At 72.8% G+C, this 15,494-nt stretch carries 15 protein-coding genes; 9 read left to right on the forward strand and 6 right to left on the reverse strand.

Going from position 1 to position 15,494, the window contains the following annotated elements; genetic code table 11:
* Positions 1-36 precede the first annotated feature (36 nt).
* Entirely contained in the window at positions 37-1,215 is a 1,179-nt protein-coding gene (locus ACFWBW_RS31615) for an ROK family transcriptional regulator (RefSeq protein WP_385379756.1), read from the reverse strand.
* A 54-nt stretch (positions 1,216-1,269) separates the two neighbouring features.
* Between ACFWBW_RS31615 and ACFWBW_RS31620 the strand changes: the two genes are divergently transcribed.
* From ACFWBW_RS31620 to ACFWBW_RS31630, 3 genes are all read left to right on the forward strand, one after another.
* The gene (locus ACFWBW_RS31620; RefSeq protein WP_385379759.1) at positions 1,270-2,487 is read left to right on the forward strand and encodes an MFS transporter; all 1,218 of its coding nucleotides are present in this window, start codon (positions 1,270-1,272) and stop codon (positions 2,485-2,487) included.
* An 88-nt stretch (positions 2,488-2,575) separates the two neighbouring features.
* Entirely contained in the window at positions 2,576-3,979 is a 1,404-nt protein-coding gene (locus ACFWBW_RS31625; RefSeq protein ID WP_385379762.1) for a uracil-xanthine permease family protein, read from the forward strand.
* An 85-nt stretch (positions 3,980-4,064) separates the two neighbouring features.
* Positions 4,065-4,706 carry a DUF5995 family protein gene (locus tag ACFWBW_RS31630; RefSeq protein WP_385379833.1) on the forward strand — a complete coding sequence of 214 codons (642 nt, stop codon included), beginning with the start codon at positions 4,065-4,067 and terminating at the stop codon, positions 4,704-4,706.
* Positions 4,707-4,850: 144 nt separating this feature from the next.
* Here the strand turns inward: ACFWBW_RS31630 and ACFWBW_RS31635 are convergent, their stop codons facing one another.
* The 3 genes from ACFWBW_RS31635 to ACFWBW_RS31645 all read right to left on the reverse strand — a co-directional run bounded on the left by ACFWBW_RS31635 (position 4,851) and on the right by ACFWBW_RS31645 (position 8,056).
* A complete protein-coding gene (locus tag ACFWBW_RS31635; RefSeq protein WP_385379765.1) occupies positions 4,851-6,548 on the reverse strand; it encodes a flavin monoamine oxidase family protein in 1,698 nt (565 codons plus the stop codon).
* Between the two features lie 83 nt (positions 6,549-6,631).
* On the reverse strand, positions 6,632-7,432 hold the full coding sequence (locus tag ACFWBW_RS31640) for a carbon-nitrogen hydrolase family protein (RefSeq protein WP_385379768.1): 801 nt from the start codon (positions 7,430-7,432) through the stop codon (positions 6,632-6,634).
* A gap of 177 nt (positions 7,433-7,609) precedes the next feature.
* Positions 7,610-8,056, reverse strand: a complete 447-nt coding sequence (locus ACFWBW_RS31645) for a hypothetical protein (RefSeq protein WP_385379771.1) — start codon at positions 8,054-8,056, stop codon at positions 7,610-7,612.
* 303 nt (positions 8,057-8,359) lie between these two features.
* On the opposite strand from ACFWBW_RS31645, the gene ACFWBW_RS31650 reads away from it, so the two are divergent.
* The 6 genes from ACFWBW_RS31650 to ACFWBW_RS31675 all read left to right on the forward strand — a co-directional run bounded on the left by ACFWBW_RS31650 (position 8,360) and on the right by ACFWBW_RS31675 (position 13,399).
* Complete coding sequence (locus ACFWBW_RS31650; RefSeq protein ID WP_385379774.1) at positions 8,360-9,067, forward strand: GNAT family N-acetyltransferase; 708 nt, start codon at positions 8,360-8,362, stop codon at positions 9,065-9,067.
* A 92-nt stretch (positions 9,068-9,159) separates the two neighbouring features.
* Positions 9,160-9,270 (forward strand): putative leader peptide, encoded by a 111-nt coding sequence (locus ACFWBW_RS31655; protein WP_323182381.1) that lies wholly within the window; start codon positions 9,160-9,162, stop codon positions 9,268-9,270.
* Between the two features lie 61 nt (positions 9,271-9,331).
* Positions 9,332-10,540, forward strand: a complete 1,209-nt coding sequence (locus tag ACFWBW_RS31660) for an LLM class flavin-dependent oxidoreductase (RefSeq protein WP_385379777.1) — start codon at positions 9,332-9,334, stop codon at positions 10,538-10,540.
* Between the two features lie 26 nt (positions 10,541-10,566).
* A complete protein-coding gene (locus ACFWBW_RS31665) occupies positions 10,567-11,934 on the forward strand; it encodes an NtaA/DmoA family FMN-dependent monooxygenase (RefSeq protein WP_385379780.1) in 1,368 nt (455 codons plus the stop codon).
* 59 nt (positions 11,935-11,993) lie between these two features.
* The gene (locus tag ACFWBW_RS31670; protein ID WP_385379783.1) at positions 11,994-13,127 is read left to right on the forward strand and encodes an LLM class flavin-dependent oxidoreductase; all 1,134 of its coding nucleotides are present in this window, start codon (positions 11,994-11,996) and stop codon (positions 13,125-13,127) included.
* An 80-nt stretch (positions 13,128-13,207) separates the two neighbouring features.
* Positions 13,208-13,399, forward strand: coding sequence for a DUF1059 domain-containing protein (locus tag ACFWBW_RS31675; RefSeq protein ID WP_385379785.1), 192 nt, complete (start codon positions 13,208-13,210; stop codon positions 13,397-13,399).
* Positions 13,400-13,450: 51 nt separating this feature from the next.
* On the opposite strand, the gene ACFWBW_RS31680 is transcribed toward ACFWBW_RS31675, so the two are convergent.
* Together ACFWBW_RS31680 and ACFWBW_RS31685 are read right to left on the reverse strand one after the other, a co-directional pair.
* The gene (locus ACFWBW_RS31680; protein WP_243334460.1) at positions 13,451-13,906 is read right to left on the reverse strand and encodes an Lrp/AsnC family transcriptional regulator; all 456 of its coding nucleotides are present in this window, start codon (positions 13,904-13,906) and stop codon (positions 13,451-13,453) included.
* A gap of 10 nt (positions 13,907-13,916) precedes the next feature.
* Positions 13,917-15,395 carry an amino acid permease gene (locus ACFWBW_RS31685; RefSeq protein WP_385379788.1) on the reverse strand — a complete coding sequence of 493 codons (1,479 nt, stop codon included), beginning with the start codon at positions 15,393-15,395 and terminating at the stop codon, positions 13,917-13,919.
* Positions 15,396-15,494: the final 99 nt, after the last annotated feature.

Here is a 15,494-nt window from a genome sequence, read left to right on the forward strand (position 1 = left end):
CCGGGTGGCGGGCCACAGGGACGTCCGCCCGGCCGATCAGGCCGTGAAGAGGACGGACTGCGCCGACTCGCGGGCGGCGAGCCGCGCCCCGGTGAGTACCGCCGGGTCGCCGAGGGTGCTGGCGCGGACCTCGGTCGGGACCGGGCTCAGGGCGGTGAGGCGGCGGGCGACCCCGGCCGCCAGCGCCGGTCCGCCCGCGTGGCCGAGTTCCCCGCCGAGCACGACGCAGCCGGGGTCCAGGATCGCCGCCACGGCCGCCGCCCCGAGGGCCAGCCGGTCGGCCAGGGCATCGAGGAAGGCCGGTCCGGCGGCGCCCGCGACGGCCTCCTCGACCGGCCCGTCGAAGCCGTGGGCCGCGGCGAGCGCGGCCACCCCGGCGCGCCCCGCCAGCTCGTGGAAGCCGCCCTCGCAGTTCGTGGCCGAGGGGAGGCCGCCCGTCCCGGGCACCGGCAGGAAGCCGATCTCCCCGGCTCCGCCCGAGGCGCCCCGGCGCAGCCGCCCGTCGAGCACCACCGCGGCGCCGGCCCCGTCGCCGAGCCAGAGCAGCACGAAGGACTCCAGGTCCCGGGCCGCCCCGACGCGCTGCTCGGCCAGGGCCGCCAGGTTGGTCTCGTTCTCCACCACGACCACGGCCGGCAGCCGCCGCTGCAGCGCCGCCACCAGGTCCCGGTGCCAGGCGGGCAGTCCGGCGCTGTCGCGGAGCTCTCCGGTGCCCGGGGCCACCAGCCCCGGCGCTCCGATCACCACCGTGTGGAGCCGGTCGGCGCCCGCCTCCCGGGCCAGCTCCTCCAGCCGGTCCACCGCTTCCTCCACGGCGTCCACCGGCAGGGCCGCCTGCGCCAGCGGCCGGCCGAGGAGGTCGGCGACGACCGCCGTCGCGCTGTCCGTCCGTACGTCGAGCGCCGCGAGGTAGGCCCGCCGCGCCACGATCCCGTAGAGCTTGGCGTTGGGTCCGCGCCGCTGTTTGCCGGATTCCCCGACGACCTCGATCAGCCCGGCTCCGGCGAGGCGTCCCACCAGGTCGGCGACGGAGGGGCGGGACAGCCCGGTCAGTTCCTTGAGCTGGGGGGCCGTCAGGGGGCCCTCCTCCTGGAGGAGCTGGAGGGCGAGACGGTCGTTGATGGCCCGTGCCGTGCTCGGCGAGGCGGGGGACGGAGCCGGGGACGCGGCGCGGGCGGTGGCGGTCAGGGCCTTGGCAGGAGTCACGGCGCCCATCCTAGGAGTTCCGGGGGCTAACTATCAGGCAGGGTACCTGATAGTTTACGGGTCATGAACGGGGAATCCGACCTCAGCCCGGCGCGACTGCGCCATGCCCGCTTCGCCATCGCCGGCGTCTTCTGCGTACACGGCGCAGTCACCGGCTCCTTCGCCACCCGCATCCCCTGGATCCAGGACCACGCGCAGCTCGGCGCGGGCACCCTGGGACTGGCCCTCGCCTTCCCCGCGCTCGGCGCGGCGCTGACGATGCCGCTGGCCGGACGCATCAACCACCGGCTCGGCGCGCGCACCGCCCTGCGCGTGCTGCTGAGCCTGTGGACGCTCGCCCTCATCCTGCCGAGCCTCGCCCCGAACCTGTGGACGCTCTGCTTCGTGCTCTTCGTCTACGGGGCCACCGCCGGAATGTCGGACGTGGCGATGAACGCCCTGGGCGTGGAGACCGAGAACCGGCTGAAGCGCTCGATCATGTCCTCGCTGCACGGCATGTGGAGCGTGGGCGCCCTGATCGGCTCGGCCGCCGGCACCGTCGCCGCGCACGCCGGCGCGGACGGCCGCCTGCACCACCTGATCGCCGCGCTCGCCCTGACGCTGGCCGGGCTGATCGCCGTACGGGGCGTACTGGACCTGCGCACCGACACCGCCGGGGAAGAGGCGCCGCCGCACTTCGCACTGCCCCCGAAGTCCGCGCTGCTCATCGGCGCGATCGGCTTCTGCGCCGTCTTCGCGGAGGGCGCCAGCCTGGACTGGTCCGCGGTGTACCTGCGGGACGTGCTGCACACGGACGCCGGCCTCGCGGCCGCCTCGACCACCGCCTTCGCGCTGACGATGGCGCTCGCCCGGCTGGTCGGGGACAAGGTCGTGGACCGGTTCGGGGCCGTCCGCACGGTCCGCGTGGGCGGCGCACTGGCCACCGCGGGCGGGCTGCTCGTGGTCACGGTCCACCACCCGGCCGCGGCCCTGGCCGGGTTCGGGCTGATCGGGCTCGGCATCGCGGTGGTGGTCCCACTGGCCTTCGCGGCGGCCGCGCGCAGCGGTCCGGCCCCGGCGCAGGCCATCGCCGGTGTCGCGACGATCACGTACACCTCGGGGCTGATCGCCCCGTCGGCGATCGGCGCGGTGGCCGACGCGACCTCGCTGGTGGTGTCGTTCGGGCTGGTCACGCTGCTGTCGTTCGCACTGATCGTGGGGGCGACCGTACTGCGGCAGCGGCCGGTGGCGGCAGGGACCTCGGCCGCCAACCGGGACGAACCTGCACCTATCCGGCCGTAATATGTCGCCTGGTCACCTACGGCCTCGTAGCGTGGCCACGCTCTCGGTGCACGACGAATAACGAAGAACGAACGAAAAGCGGTGGAACATGGGCCTCGGCGTGCGCTGGACCCTGCACGGAGACGGGCGGACCCCCGCCCCCGGCGCGGTGGTGCGGCCGGACGAGCGGCTGTCGTGGCCGCGGACCGCCGGGCTGGGCGCCCAGCACGTCGTGGCGATGTTCGGAGCCAGCTTCGTGGCGCCGGTCCTGATGGGGCTGGACCCGAACCTCGCCATCATGATGTCCGGTGTAGCCACCGTCATCTTCCTGCTGGCGACCCGCGGCCGGGTCCCCTCGTACCTGGGCTGCTCGCTCTCCTTCGTGGGCGTGGCGGCGGCGATCCGGGCGGGCGGCGGGGACAGCGCGGTCGTCACGGGCGCGGTCTTCGTGGTCGGCGCGGCCCTGTTCCTGGCGGGGGTGGCGGTCCAGCGGTTCGGGGCGCGGATCATCCACGCGGCGATGCCGCCGGTGGTGACGGGCGCCGTCGTGATGCTGATCGGCTTCAACCTGGCGCCCGTGACGGCCTCCACGTACTGGCCGCAGGACCAGTGGACGGCCCTGCTGACGATGCTGTTCACCGGGCTGGCCGTGGTCTGCCTGCGGGGCTTCTGGTCGCGGATCGCGATCTTCCTCGGCCTGATCTTCGGGTACGGCATCTCCTGGGTCTTCGACCTCGTCTTCGGCAAGATCCACTCGACGGTGGGCGGGCCCGAGGCCGTGGACCACTGGCGGCTGGACCTGTCCGGGGTCGCCAAGGCCGACTGGGTCGGGCTGCCGACCTTCCACGCGCCGGCCTTCGAGTGGTCGGCGATCCTGATCGCGCTGCCGGTCGTCATCGCGCTGATCGCGGAGAACGCCGGGCACATCAAGGCCGTCGGCGAGATGACCGGCGATTCGCTCGACGACAAGCTCGGCACGGCCATCGCCGCCGACGGCGCCGCGTCGATGCTGTCCACGGCGGTCGGCGGCCCGCCGAACACCACGTACTCCGAGAACATCGGCGTCATGGCCGCCACCCGCGTCTACTCCACGGCGGCCTACTGGGCGGCGGCCGGCTTCGCCCTGCTCTTCGGCCTGTGCCCGAAGTTCGGCGCGGTCGTCGCCGCGATCCCCGGCGGGGTGCTGGGCGGGATCACCGTGATCCTGTACGGCATGATCGGCCTGCTCGGCGCGCAGATCTGGATCAACGGCCGGGTGGACCTGCGCAATCCGCTGAACCTGGTGCCAGCCGCGGCGGGCATCATCATCGGCGTCGGCGGGGTCCGGCTGAACATCAGCGACAGCTTCGAGCTGGGCGGGATCGCGCTCGGCACGATCGTCGTGATCACGGGCTACCACGCGCTGCGGTACTTCGCTCCGGCGCACCTGAAGCAGCAGGAGCCGCTGCTGGACTCGGGTACCTCCGCGTACGACGGGACGGCCGCCGAGGAGCCCGGGGACAAGCGGGGTTGACGGAGTTTCGCCCGAACCGGGGAAGCGTACGGCCAAGTTCCCCTGATCCCGGCCCGCGGCTGCGACGCTGCCTCCCATGGTCCCCATGGAAGCGGTGCTGGCGCGGATGCGCGCCCTGGACGAGCGGCTCCCCGAGCGGGACGGCGTCGCCGTCTTCAACCGGGTGTACCTCACGGTGACGCAGACCGTGCACGAGGGGATCGCGCACGGCGCGTTCCCCTCGCCCCGCCGGGCGGAAGCCCTCAGCGTCCGCTTCGCCGAGCGCTACCTGACGGCGGTGGAGGCCGACCGGGCCCCGGCGTGCTGGCGGCCGCTCCTCCAGTACCGCCGCCACCCCGGGATCCGGCCGCTCCAGCACGCGCTGGCCGGCATCAACGCGCACATCGGCCACGACCTGGCGCTGGCGGTGGTCGCCACCTGTCGCTCGCTCGGCTGCGAACCGGCCGCGCTCGAAGCGGACTTCGACCGGGTCGGTGACACCCTGGTCTCCCTGGAGGAGCACATCCGGGAGGACCTGATGCCGGGCCCGGACCTGCTGGAGGTCGCGGACCCGCTCACGCATCTGCTCGGCGCCTGGAGCCTGGAGCGGGCCCGTGCGGGGGCGTGGGCGTCGGCGCGCCTGCTGTGGTCGCTGCGCCGCTCCCCCGACCTCGCGGAGGAGTTCACCGAGTCCCTCGACGCGGGCGTCGGCCTGGTCGGCCGCTGCCTGCTGACGCCTACGGGCTGACCCCGGCGCCCTGCGGGGCTGTCCCCTACCCGCCCTTCCACCGTTCCCCGGGCTCCGCCCGGACCCCTGCCGCGTGCGGCGCCGATCCCGGGGGCCAGCCCCCGGACCCCCGCTCCTCAAACGCCGGAGGGGCTGGATTAAAGGTCAGTCCTCCGGGAGTTCTACCGGGGCTATGTCGTCGTAGACGTCGCCCGGGCCGGGGTTGGTGGAGTCCGTGGCGCCGCCGAGGTGGTGCATGACGCCCCAGACGGCGTTGAGGGCCGTCTGGACCGCGCCCTCCGCCCAGCCCGCCGTCCAGGAGATGTCGTCGCCCGCGAGGAAGATGCCGCGCTTGTCCTCGGGGAGGCGGTCCTGCATGAAGTGGGTGAACAGGCGGCGCTGGTAACGGTAGTGGCCCGGCAGGTTGGCCTTGAACGCGCCCATGAAGTAGGGCTCGTTCTCCCAGGACACGGTCACCGGGTTGCCGATGATGTGGCGGCGGATGTCGACCTTCGGGTAGATCTCGCCGAGGGACTTCAGCATGACCTCCATCCGCTCGTTCGCGGACAGCGGCAGCCACTTCAGGCTGTCGTCGCACCAGGTGTAGGACAGGCAGATGACGGCCGGCTTGTCGGGGCCGTTGTCCAGGAGGTACGTCCCGCGGGTCATCCGGTCGGTCAGGGTCATCGACATGACGTCGCGGCCCGTTTCCTCGTCCTTGTCCAGCCAGAAGGGGCGGTCGACCGGGATGAAGAGCTTGGAGCTCTCCATGTAGTGGGTGCGCTCGATCGCCGTCCAGTGGTCGATCGGGAAGAGCGTGTCGTCGCACGCGATCTTCGACAGCAGCATCCAGGACTGCGCCGTGAAGATCGCGGCGCGGTAGGTGCGGATGTCGCCGGAGGCGTCCGTGACCGTGATGCGGTTGCCCGCCGTGCGGTGCAGGCGGGTGACCGCCGGGCGCGGGGTGCCGCCGTGCAGGGAGGAGAGGGAGGTGCCCTGTGCCCAGTGCACGATCTTCTCGGGCTCGCGGTCCCACATGCGCAGCGGGAGCTGCTGCGAGCCGCCCACGATGCCGCGGTGGTGGTCGTCGGCCTCGGTGTAGACGACGCGCAGGATCTCCAGGATGGAGTTCGGGAAGTCGGTGTCCCAGCCGCCCGTGCCGAAGCCGACCTGGCCGAAGATCTCGCGCTTGCGGAAGGACTTGAAGGCCTCGGACTTGCAGAGGAACCCGTAGAAGGTCTCGTCGTCGAGCTTCTCGACGAGCTTCGCCCAGATCTCGCGGATGCGCGGGACGTCCCGCTCGCGCATCGCGGTGTTCATGTCGGAGAAGTCGGCGCCCTCCTCCAGACAGGCGTTCCACGCGGCGGACACGTCGCGGTAGACCTGCGGGAGGTCGGCGATGGTCTCGGCGTAGTGGGTCTCGCCCTTGAGGTCGACCACCGTCGAGGGGGTGGCCTCGGCGAGCGGGTTCGGGAAGGGCTCGGTGACCAGCCCGACGAGGTCGATGTAGTGCTGGAGGGCCGTGGAGGACGGCGGGAAGCGCATGGCGCCCATCTCCGCGGTCAGTTCCTCGGTGCCCGCGCCCTCGAAGCCCACCGTGCGCAGCCGGCCGCCGATCTGGTCGGCCTCGTAGACGACGGGCTTGAGGCCCATCTTCATCAGCTCGTACGCGGAGATGATGCCCGACAGCCCGCCGCCGATGACGGCGACCTCGGTGCCGTGCTCGGTCGCCGGTATCTGCCCGAGGCCCGCCGGGTGGGCGAGGAAGTCGTCGTACGCGTAGGGGAAGTCCGGTCCGAACATCGTGATCGGCATCTGGCCGTCGCTGTGCGGGACGGCGGTGGTGGGCACCGTGGACGTCATGGGGTACGACTCCTAGCGGGGTGTGGCAGGGGGGAAGGGCAAGCCGGGGGGCGGGGTGGGCGGCGGCGGTGCGTGGACCGCGGTCAGACGAGCGAGGCGTACAGGCCGGGCCGCCGGTCGCGCAGGTACGGGTTGGTCTCGCGCGAGACGCGCAGCAGTTCGGGGTCGGCCTCGCCGAACACCAGCTCCTCGCCGCGGCCGGCCCGGGTCCGGGTGGTCCCGTCGGGGCTCGCCAGGCAGCTGAGGCCGACGAACTCGAACTCGCCCTCCGGGCCCGTGCGGTTGACGTACGCGATGTACATCTGGTTCTCGAAGGCCCGTACGGGGACCAGCTGTTCGGCGACGAACTGGAACGGGTGCATCTGCGCGGTCGGCACCAGGAGGAGGTCGGTGCCGGCGAGCGCGTGCGCCCGGACGTTCTCGGGGAACTCCACGTCGTAGCAGATCATGACGCCGACGCGGAGGCCGCCGAGGTCCGCCTGGACCACCGGGGTGTCGCCGGGGGTGAAGGCCGCCTGCTCGAAGCCGCCGAAGAGGTGGGTCTTGCGGTAGTTCGCGAGCCGTTCCCCGTCGGGGCCGACGAGCTGCGCCGCGTTGTAGACGGCGTCCCCGTCCCGCTCGGGGTAGCCGTAGAGCACGGCCAGTCCGTGGCGGCGGGCGATCTCGCCGATGGCGCGGGCGGACATGCCGTCGGCCGGTTCGGCGAGCCGCGCGATGTCCTCGATCTCCAGCGCGTAGCCGGTCAGGAACATCTCCGAGGTCACGAGGAGCCCGGCCCCCGCCTGTGCGGCGCGCGTCGCGGCCTCTTCGAGCGCCTTCAGGTTGTCGGCGGTGTCGCCGAGCCGTCCGGAACTCTGGAGGAGGGCGGTGCGCAGCGGGGGCATGGGCGTACCTCTGTGGCAGGAGGGGTGGGGGTCCTTAAACGGTACGTTCGCGCGTTCGACCGGGACAAGGCGTGACCGTTGCGCGCCGCGCATCGATTCGTTGCGCATGGGCGGGCGAAGGCGGCGATTCGTTGCGTGGAGCCCGCGCGAACGGTCCGAAAGGCCTTTTCGGGGGTTCTACGAGGCCGGGCCGAAGGCCGGCCCGAAGGCCGGGTGCACGCTCAGCCTGCGCAGGTCCTCCAGGATGTCGGGGGCGTGATTGGAGACCACCCGGCCGCTCCAGCCGTCGCAGAGGGCGGGGACGGTGAGCGTGCCGTCGTGGTCGTGCCCGGCGGCCTCGTAGGCGCGGCGGAGCGCGTCGTGCCCCGCGGGGTCGGAGCCGGGCCGCAGGACGGTCAGGGCCACGGTGTCCCGCAGGCCCAGCTCGGCGAAGGCGGCGGTGACGCCGAGGCAGCTCGGACAGTCGTCGGCGGCCACGTAGAGCCGGTACCGGTGCGGTTCGGGCGAGAAGCCGGTCCCGATCCGGCCCCGGAGGACCTCGGGCTGCCGGCGGGGCCGGGCAGGGGTCTGGACAGGCGCCTGGACATGGGTCTGGGCAGGGGCCTGGACATGGGTCTGGGACATGGCTCTCCTCGGTCTGCGTGCGTACGTGCGTGCTCGGCGGGGCCTCAGGAGGCCGGGGCCGTGGCACTGCAGACGCGGAGGAGATCTATGTGCAGCCTGCGGGTGAGCCAGGAGCGGCGCAGCGGGGTGGCGGAGGCGGAGGGTGTGGTGCGCTGGTCCACCGGGCCCCCTCCCTGTCCGTTGCCCCCATTAGGCTGGCGTTCGCAGTCTCGTGGCACCGCCAGGGGCCGTCAAGACCGCCCGCACGAGTGTCTGCGTCCCATGACACGAGTGCCTGCGCCCCGTGAAAGGAAGCTCTCTCCCATGTCCCGTGAGTCCCGGCCCGGTGCGGTCCTCGACAATCCCGTGTGGGCCGCGCTCGACGGCCCGCACCGGGGCTTCGCCGAGACCGGTCCCGCCGGACTCGCCGCCCGGTACGCAGCCGGCGTATCGCCCTTCGCCGCGCTCGCCGACCCGGAGGATCCGCGGGCCTGGGCGGATCTGGCCGAGCTCGCCGGCCCGGGGCAGGAGGTCTGGGTGACCGGGCTGCCGACCCCGCCCGCGGGCTGGGAGACCCTGATGTCCATACCCGGCGTCCAGCTGGACGGCCGGGCGGTACGGGGCAAGGAGGAGCCGGAGGCGGTCCTGCTGGGGCCCGCCGACGTGCCCGAGATGCTGGAGCTGGTCGAGCTGACCCGGCCCGGCCCGTTCGGGGAGCGCACCGTCGAGCTGGGCACGTACCTCGGGATCCGCCGCGGCGGCCGGCTCGTCGCGATGGCGGGCGAGCGGATGCGGCCGCCGGGCTGGTCGGAGGTCAGCGCCGTGTGCACGCACCCCGATCACCGGGGCGAAGGGCTCGCCGGGCGGCTGATCCGCGCGGTCGTGGCCGCCGTGGAGGAGCGCGGGGACACTCCGTTCCTGCACGCCGCGGCGCAGAACACCTCGGCCGTGGGGCTGTACCTCTCGATGGGGTTCACCCTGCGCCGCGAGCCGGTCTTCATCGGGCTTCGCACGCCCGACACGAAGCATTAACACGGATTGACATTCCATCCGTTGTGGCCCGGTCCCCCCTGATCTAGCGTCGGAGGGACGACCGGAACACGAGGCGAAGGGGGTGGCCGGGCATGACCGTACGAACCGCCGGTGACGCCCTCACCCCGCGCCGTGCCGTCCATCTGCACTCCCGCGCGCACATCGACCTCCTGCGCGTCGCCGGCTCCCTCTGTCGTTCCTGATCAGCGTTCCGCGATCCGATTCGTCCTTCGCCGCGCCGTCCGATCAGGAGGCAGTTCCGCCATGCCCGTGCACCCTTCCCCCTCCCCTTCCGAGTCCCGCTCCCCCGCGCTCCACCTCGCCGTGGCCCTCGACGGCGCGGGCTGGCATCCCGCCGCCTGGCGCGAACCGGGCACGGACGCCGACCGGTTGTTCACGGCCGGCTACTGGGCCGCGCTCGTCGCCGAGGCCGAGGCCGGGCTGCTGGACTTCGTCACCTTCGAGGACTCGCTGAGCCTGCAGTCCACCGATCCGGCCGGGCCCGACGGCCGTACCGACCTGGTGCGGGGCCGGCTCGACGCGGTGCTGGTCGCCGCGCGGGTGGCGCCGCTGAGCCGGCACATCGGGCTGGTGCCGAGCGTGGTGGCCACCCACACCGAGCCCTTCCACGTCTCCAAGGCGCTCGCCACCCTGGACTACGTGAGCCGCGGACGCGCCGGGCTGCGCATCCAGATCTCCGAACGGCCCGATGAGGTGGCCCACTTCGGGCGGCGCACGGCCCCCCTGGACCCGGCCGGGCTGTACGGCGAGGCCGCCGATCACGTCGAGGTGGTGCGGCGGCTGTGGGACAGCTGGGAGGACGACGCCGAGATCCGCGACGTGGCCACCGGCCGGTTCGTCGACCGCGCCAAGCTGCACTACATCGACTTCGAGGGCCCCCGTTTCAGCGTGAAGGGCCCGTCCATCACCCCCCGGCCGCCCCAGGGGCTGCCTCCGGTCAGCGCGCTGGCCTCCGACGCCGCCGTGTACCCCTTCCTCGCGCGGTCGGCCGACATCGGCTACGTGACGGCGCGGGCCGGCGAGGTCCGCGCCGCCGTCGCCGCGCTCCCCGGCACCCCGCACCTGTTCGGCGAGCTGACGGTCTTCCTCGACGACAAGGCGGCGACGGCGGAGCGACGGCTCCAGCGGCTGGACGCCGTGCACGGGGCCGCGTACACGAGTGACGCCCGCATCTTCGCGGGGACGCCGGCGGACCTCGCCGACCTGCTGCTCGAGGGGCAGGAGGCCGGGCTCACCGGCTTCCGGCTGCGGCCGGGGGTGCTCGCCCACGACCTGCCGGCGATCACCCGAGGCCTGGTTCCGGAGCTCCAGCGGCGCGGGGCGTTCCGGCGGGCCTACGAGGCCTCCTCGCTCCGCGGCCTGCTGGGGCTGCCGCGCCCGGCGAGCCGGTACGCCGCCGCCCCGGCGGCTCCCGCCGCCACCGCTTCGCCCGCCGCTTCCCCCGCCGCCTGATTCCCCAGGAAGGACCGACAGCAGCCATGAGCAAGCCGCTCAAGCAGATCCACCTCGCGGCGCACTTCCCGGGGGTCAACAGCACCACCGTGTGGAGCGACCCGGCCGCCGGGAGCCAGATCGACTTCGATTCCTTCGTCCATTTCGCGCGGACCGCCGAGCGCGCGAAATTCGACTTCCTCTTCCTCGCCGAGGGCCTGCGCCTGCGCGAACAGGGCGGTGAGATCTACGATCTGGACGTGGTGGGCCGTCCCGACACCTTCACGGTGCTGGCGGCGCTCGCCGCCGTCACCGAGCACCTCGGACTGGCCGGCACCATCAACTCCACCTTCAACGAACCGTACGAGGTGGCCCGCCAGTTCGCCTCCCTGGACCATCTGTCCGGCGGCCGGGCCGCCTGGAACGTGGTCACCTCCTGGGACGCCTTCACCGGGGAGAACTTCCGGCGCGGCGGGTTCCTGCCGCGCGAGGAACGCTACGAGCGGGCAAGGGAGTTCCTGGACACCGCGGGCGAGCTCTTCGACGCGTGGGACGGTGGCGAGATCCTCGCCGACCCGGTCTCCGGGGAGTTCCTGCGGGACGCGAACCCCGGCGCCTTCGCCCACCGGGGGAAGCAGTTCGACATCTCCGGGCACTTCAACGTGCCGCGCAGCCCCCAGGGGCGGCCGGTCGTCTTCCAGGCGGGCGATTCGGACGAGGGGCGGGAGTTCGCGGCGGCCGCCGCCGACGCCATCTTCGGGCGCTACGGCACGCTGGAGGAGGGCCGCGCCTTCTACGCGGACGTCAAGGGGCGCCTGCCCCGGTACGGGCGCGACCCCGACGAGCTGAAGATCCTGCCGGCGGCGACCTTCGTACTGGGCGACACCGATGCCGAGGCGCAGGAGCTGGCCCGCGAGGTCCGGCTCCAGCAGGTGAGCGGGGCGACCGCGATCAAGCGCCTGGAGCACGTGTGGAACCGGGACCTGTCGGGCTACGACCCGGACGGGCCGCTCCCGGACGTCGATCCGGTGCCCGGGGAGAACACCATCGCGCTGGGCCGGGCGAGCGTGCGCATGCACCGGGATCCGGTGGCCGTGGCCCGTGAGTGGCGGGAGCGGGCGGCCGCCGGGGGGCTGTCGATCCGGGAACTGGTGATGGAGACGAGCGAGCGGCAGTCCTTCGTCGGCTCGCCCCTCACCGTCGCCCAGGGCATCGACGCCCTGGTCCAGGCGGACGCGGCCGACGGCTTCATCCTGGTCCCGCACCTGACCCCCGGCGGGCTCGACGCCTTCGCGGACACCGTCGTCCCGCTGCTCCAGGAGCGCGGGGTGTTCCGCCGCGAGTACACCGGCCCGACGCTGCGCGACCACCTCGGGCTGGCGGCGCCGCGCGCCCTCGCCCCTGCTCGCGGCTGACGGCCGCAGGGCCGCGCCCGAAGCCCGGCTCCCACCACCACCGAAGAAGGGGGAACACCATGCCCGGTATCCCGCTCGGGGTCCTCGACCTCGTCCCGGTCCCGTCCGGCTCCACTGCGGCCGGGGCCCTGCGCTCCAGTGTCGACCTGGCCAGGCAGGCCGAGCGGTTCGGCTACGCCCGCTACTGGTTCGCCGAGCACCACCTGAATCCGGGCGTCGCGGGGACCTCGCCCGCCGTCGTGCTGGCGCTGACCGCCTCGGCCACCTCCACGATCCGGATCGGCTCGGGGGCGGTCCAGCTCGGGCACCGCACGGCCTTGTCGACGGTCGAGGAGTTCGGCCTGCTGGACGCGGTGCACCCGGGGCGGATCGACCTGGGGCTGGGCCGTTCGGCGGGCGGCCCGCCGGCCCGCCGTGCCGGGGCCGAGCCGCCGGTGGCGTACACCACGGAGAACGGGCTGCGCATACCGAAGCCGTTCTCCTTCGCCCACCTGCGCGATCACCCGCGCATCGCGCTCCAGCAGCGGCTGCTGCAGCTGCCGGGGGCCACGGCGCAGGAGTACTCCGAGCAAGTGGGCGACGTACTGGCCCTGTTGCGCGGGGAGTACCGCTCGCCGGACGGGGTGGAGGCGCATGCCGTGCCCGGGGAGGGCGCCGAGGTACAGGTGTGGGTCCTGGGCAGCAGCGCGGGGGTGAGCGCGGAGACGGCGGGCGCGAACGGGCTGCGGTTCGCGGCGAACTACCACGTCAGCCCCGCGAGCGTGCTGGAGGCCGCGGACGCCTACCGGGCGGCCTTCAAGCCCTCGGCCGGGCCGGGCGGGCTGGACCGGCCGCACCTGACCGTGTCCGCCGATGTCGTGGTGGCCCCGGACGACGCCGAGGCCCGGGAGCTGGCGACCGGGTACGCGCCTTGGGTACACAGCATCCGGTCCGGCGAGGGGGCGATCCCCTTCCCGTCCCCGGAGGAGGCCCGAGCGCTGACCCGGGGCTGGTCGGAGGCGGACCACGAGCTGGTGGCGGACCGGGTGGAGACGCAGTTCGCCGGTTCGCCGGCCACCGTCGCCGACCAGCTGGAGCGGCTGCGGGACGCGACGGGCGCGGACGAGCTGCTGATCACCACGATCACGCACGAGCACGCCGACCGCGTGCGCTCGTACCGGCTGCTGGCAGGTGAGTGGGCCCGGCGGGGATGAGGTGCCGGCTTTCGCCGCGGGCCCAGGAAGAGGATGGTGGGAGGTGAGTCCCCGGCGCCCGCCATCCCGGGAGGTACATCATGCGCAAGGTTCTGGACTGCAGGGAGTACCCGAGCGAACTGAACTGCACCCTCACCATCGCGGGTGAGGAGGAGGAGCTGCTGCGGGCGGCCACGCAGCACGCCGTCGACGTGCACGGCCACACCGACACCCCGGAGTTCCGCGAGCAGCTGCGCGGCCTGATGAAGGCCGACGTACCGCAGCACGCCTGAGGCCGTGCACCGCACGCTTCGCCTCGTGCGCCCGGCGTGGCACCAGGGGTGCTACGCGGGTGCGCCCGAGGTGAAGCGGCGCAGCAGCGGGGACAGGACGAGCACGGACTTGGTGCGCTCCACGAAGGGCTCGCCCGCGATCCGCTCCAGGACCCGCTCGAAGTGCCGCATGTCCGAGGCGAAGATCTGCACGAGGGCGTCCGCGTCACCGGTGACGGTGGACGCGGACACGACCTCGGGATAGCGCTCCAGCCCCCGCCGGATGTCGTCCGGCGAGGTGTTGTGGCGGCAGTACATCTCGATGAAGCCCTCGGTCTCCCAGCCCATCGAGGCGGGGTCCACGCGGACGGTGAAGCCGGTGATGGCTCCCTCGGCGCGCAGCCGGTCGACGCGCCGCTTCACGGCGGGGGCCGAGAGTCCGACCTCGGAGCCGATGTCCGCGAAGGAGCGGCGGGCGTCCTTGGCCAGGGCGTGCACGATGCGTTCGTCGAGATCGTTCAGTCGCACTGCGCGTGGATCACTTCTCTGCTGCGGCCGGTTCTGCTGCGGCCAGACGGGAGCGGCGGATGCCGTACAGGAAGTAGATCACGAGCCCGACGGCCATCCAGCCACCGAAGACCAACCAGGTGACCCCCGGCAGCTCCGTCATGAGGTAGCCGCAGCACAGGAAGCCCAGGATCGGGGTGACCGGGAAGAGCATGACCCGGAAGGTGCGGTTCATGTCCGGGCGGGTGTAGCGCAGGATGACGACGGCGATGTTGACCAGGCCGAAGGCGAAGAGCGTGCCGATGCTGGTGGCGTTGGCCAGCTCGCCCAGCGGGATGAAGGCGGCCAGGAGTCCGCAGAAGAGGCAGACGATGATCGTGTTGACGCGGGGGGTGCCGGTCTTCGGGTCGACCTTGGCGAAGGCCCTGGGCATCAGGCCGTCGCGGGACATCGCGAAGAGGATGCGGGTCTGGCCGTAGAGGACGGCGAAGACGACGCTGGCGATGGCGACGATCGCGCCGGCCGCGAGGATGACGCTCCAGAAGGCGTGCCCCGTCACGTTCTCCATGATCTTGGCCAGGGCGGCCTCGCTGCCCTCGAACTCCTGCCACGGCATGGCGCCGACGGCCACCAGGGCGACGAGGCAGTACAGGGCGGTGACGATGGCCAGCGAGAGCATGATCGCGCGCGGCAGGTCCTTCTTCGGGTTCTTGGCCTCCTCACCGGCGGTGGAGGCGGCGTCGAAGCCGATGTAGGAGAAGAAGAGCATCGAGGCGGCGGTACTGATGGCGGTGACGCCGAGCGGGGCCAGCGGGGTGTAGTTGCCGGCCTTGATGCCCATGAAGCCGATGACGCAGAACATGACCAGGGTCACGATCTTGACGGCGACCATGATCGAGTTGATCCGGGCGCTCTCCTTGGCTCCGCGGAGCAGGAAGACCATGCACAGCATCACCACGACCAGCGCGGGCATGTTGATGTAGCCACCCTCGCCCAGCGGGGCGGAGAAGCCCTCGGGGATGGTGTACCCGATGGTGCCGTCGAGGAACTCGTTGAGGTACTGGCCCCAGCCGACGGCAACGGCCGCGACCGAGACTCCGTACTCCAGGACCAGGCACCAGCCGCAGACCCAGGCGACGAGCTCGCCCATGGTGGCGTAGGCGTAGGAGTACGAGGAGCCCGAGACCGGTATGGAGCCGGCCAGCTCGGCGTAGGAGAGCGCGGAGAACAGCGCGGTCAGGCCCGCCACGATGAACGCGATGAAGACGGCGGGACCGGCGATCGGGGTGGCCTCGCCGAGGACGACGAAGATGCCGGTGCCGAGGGTCGCGCCGATGCTGATCATGGTCAGCTGCCACATGGTGAGCGACCGCTTCAGCGCGCCGCCCTCGCCCTGGCCGCCCTCGGCGACCAGCTGCTCCACCGGCTTGCGGCGCAGGAGCGGGTGGGCGGGCTTGCGCGGCGCCTCGGGGGCGGGGGCGAGCGGTGGCGCCTGGCCATGGTCGAGCACGAGGGGACTCCTTTGTCACTGCGGGTGGGGTTTCAGGCGTCGACCGCAGCGGTCCGGAGCAGAGCAGGCCGAAGGCCTGGGCATGGGGGGGACCGCGAG

The sequence above is a fragment of the Streptomyces sp. NPDC059957 genome (assembly GCF_042730015.1).
Taxonomy (GTDB): Bacteria; Actinomycetota; Actinomycetes; order Streptomycetales; family Streptomycetaceae; genus Streptomyces.

What these genes read in the sequence shown, in the direction of transcription:
- ACFWBW_RS31670 (WP_385379783.1), top strand. Translation starts at nt 11,994, where the DNA reads ATGCCCGGTATCCCGCTCGGGGTCCTCGACCTCGTCCCGGTCCCGTCC.
- ACFWBW_RS31620 (WP_385379759.1), top strand. Translation starts at nt 1,270, where the DNA reads ATGAACGGGGAATCCGACCTCAGCCCGGCGCGACTGCGCCATGCCCGC.
- ACFWBW_RS31645 (WP_385379771.1), bottom strand. Translation starts at nt 8,056, where the DNA reads ATGTCCCAGACCCATGTCCAGGCCCCTGCCCAGACCCATGTCCAGGCG.
- ACFWBW_RS31660 (WP_385379777.1), top strand. Translation starts at nt 9,332, where the DNA reads ATGCCCGTGCACCCTTCCCCCTCCCCTTCCGAGTCCCGCTCCCCCGCG.
- ACFWBW_RS31650 (WP_385379774.1), top strand. Translation starts at nt 8,360, where the DNA reads ATGTCCCGTGAGTCCCGGCCCGGTGCGGTCCTCGACAATCCCGTGTGG.
- ACFWBW_RS31615 (WP_385379756.1), bottom strand. Translation starts at nt 1,215, where the DNA reads ATGGGCGCCGTGACTCCTGCCAAGGCCCTGACCGCCACCGCCCGCGCC.
- ACFWBW_RS31655 (WP_323182381.1), top strand. Translation starts at nt 9,160, where the DNA reads ATGACCGTACGAACCGCCGGTGACGCCCTCACCCCGCGCCGTGCCGTC.
- ACFWBW_RS31675 (WP_385379785.1), top strand. Translation starts at nt 13,208, where the DNA reads ATGCGCAAGGTTCTGGACTGCAGGGAGTACCCGAGCGAACTGAACTGC.
- ACFWBW_RS31630 (WP_385379833.1), top strand. Translation starts at nt 4,065, where the DNA reads ATGGAAGCGGTGCTGGCGCGGATGCGCGCCCTGGACGAGCGGCTCCCC.
- ACFWBW_RS31625 (WP_385379762.1), top strand. Translation starts at nt 2,576, where the DNA reads ATGGGCCTCGGCGTGCGCTGGACCCTGCACGGAGACGGGCGGACCCCC.
- ACFWBW_RS31665 (WP_385379780.1), top strand. Translation starts at nt 10,567, where the DNA reads ATGAGCAAGCCGCTCAAGCAGATCCACCTCGCGGCGCACTTCCCGGGG.
- ACFWBW_RS31640 (WP_385379768.1), bottom strand. Translation starts at nt 7,432, where the DNA reads ATGCCCCCGCTGCGCACCGCCCTCCTCCAGAGTTCCGGACGGCTCGGC.
- ACFWBW_RS31635 (WP_385379765.1), bottom strand. Translation starts at nt 6,548, where the DNA reads ATGACGTCCACGGTGCCCACCACCGCCGTCCCGCACAGCGACGGCCAG.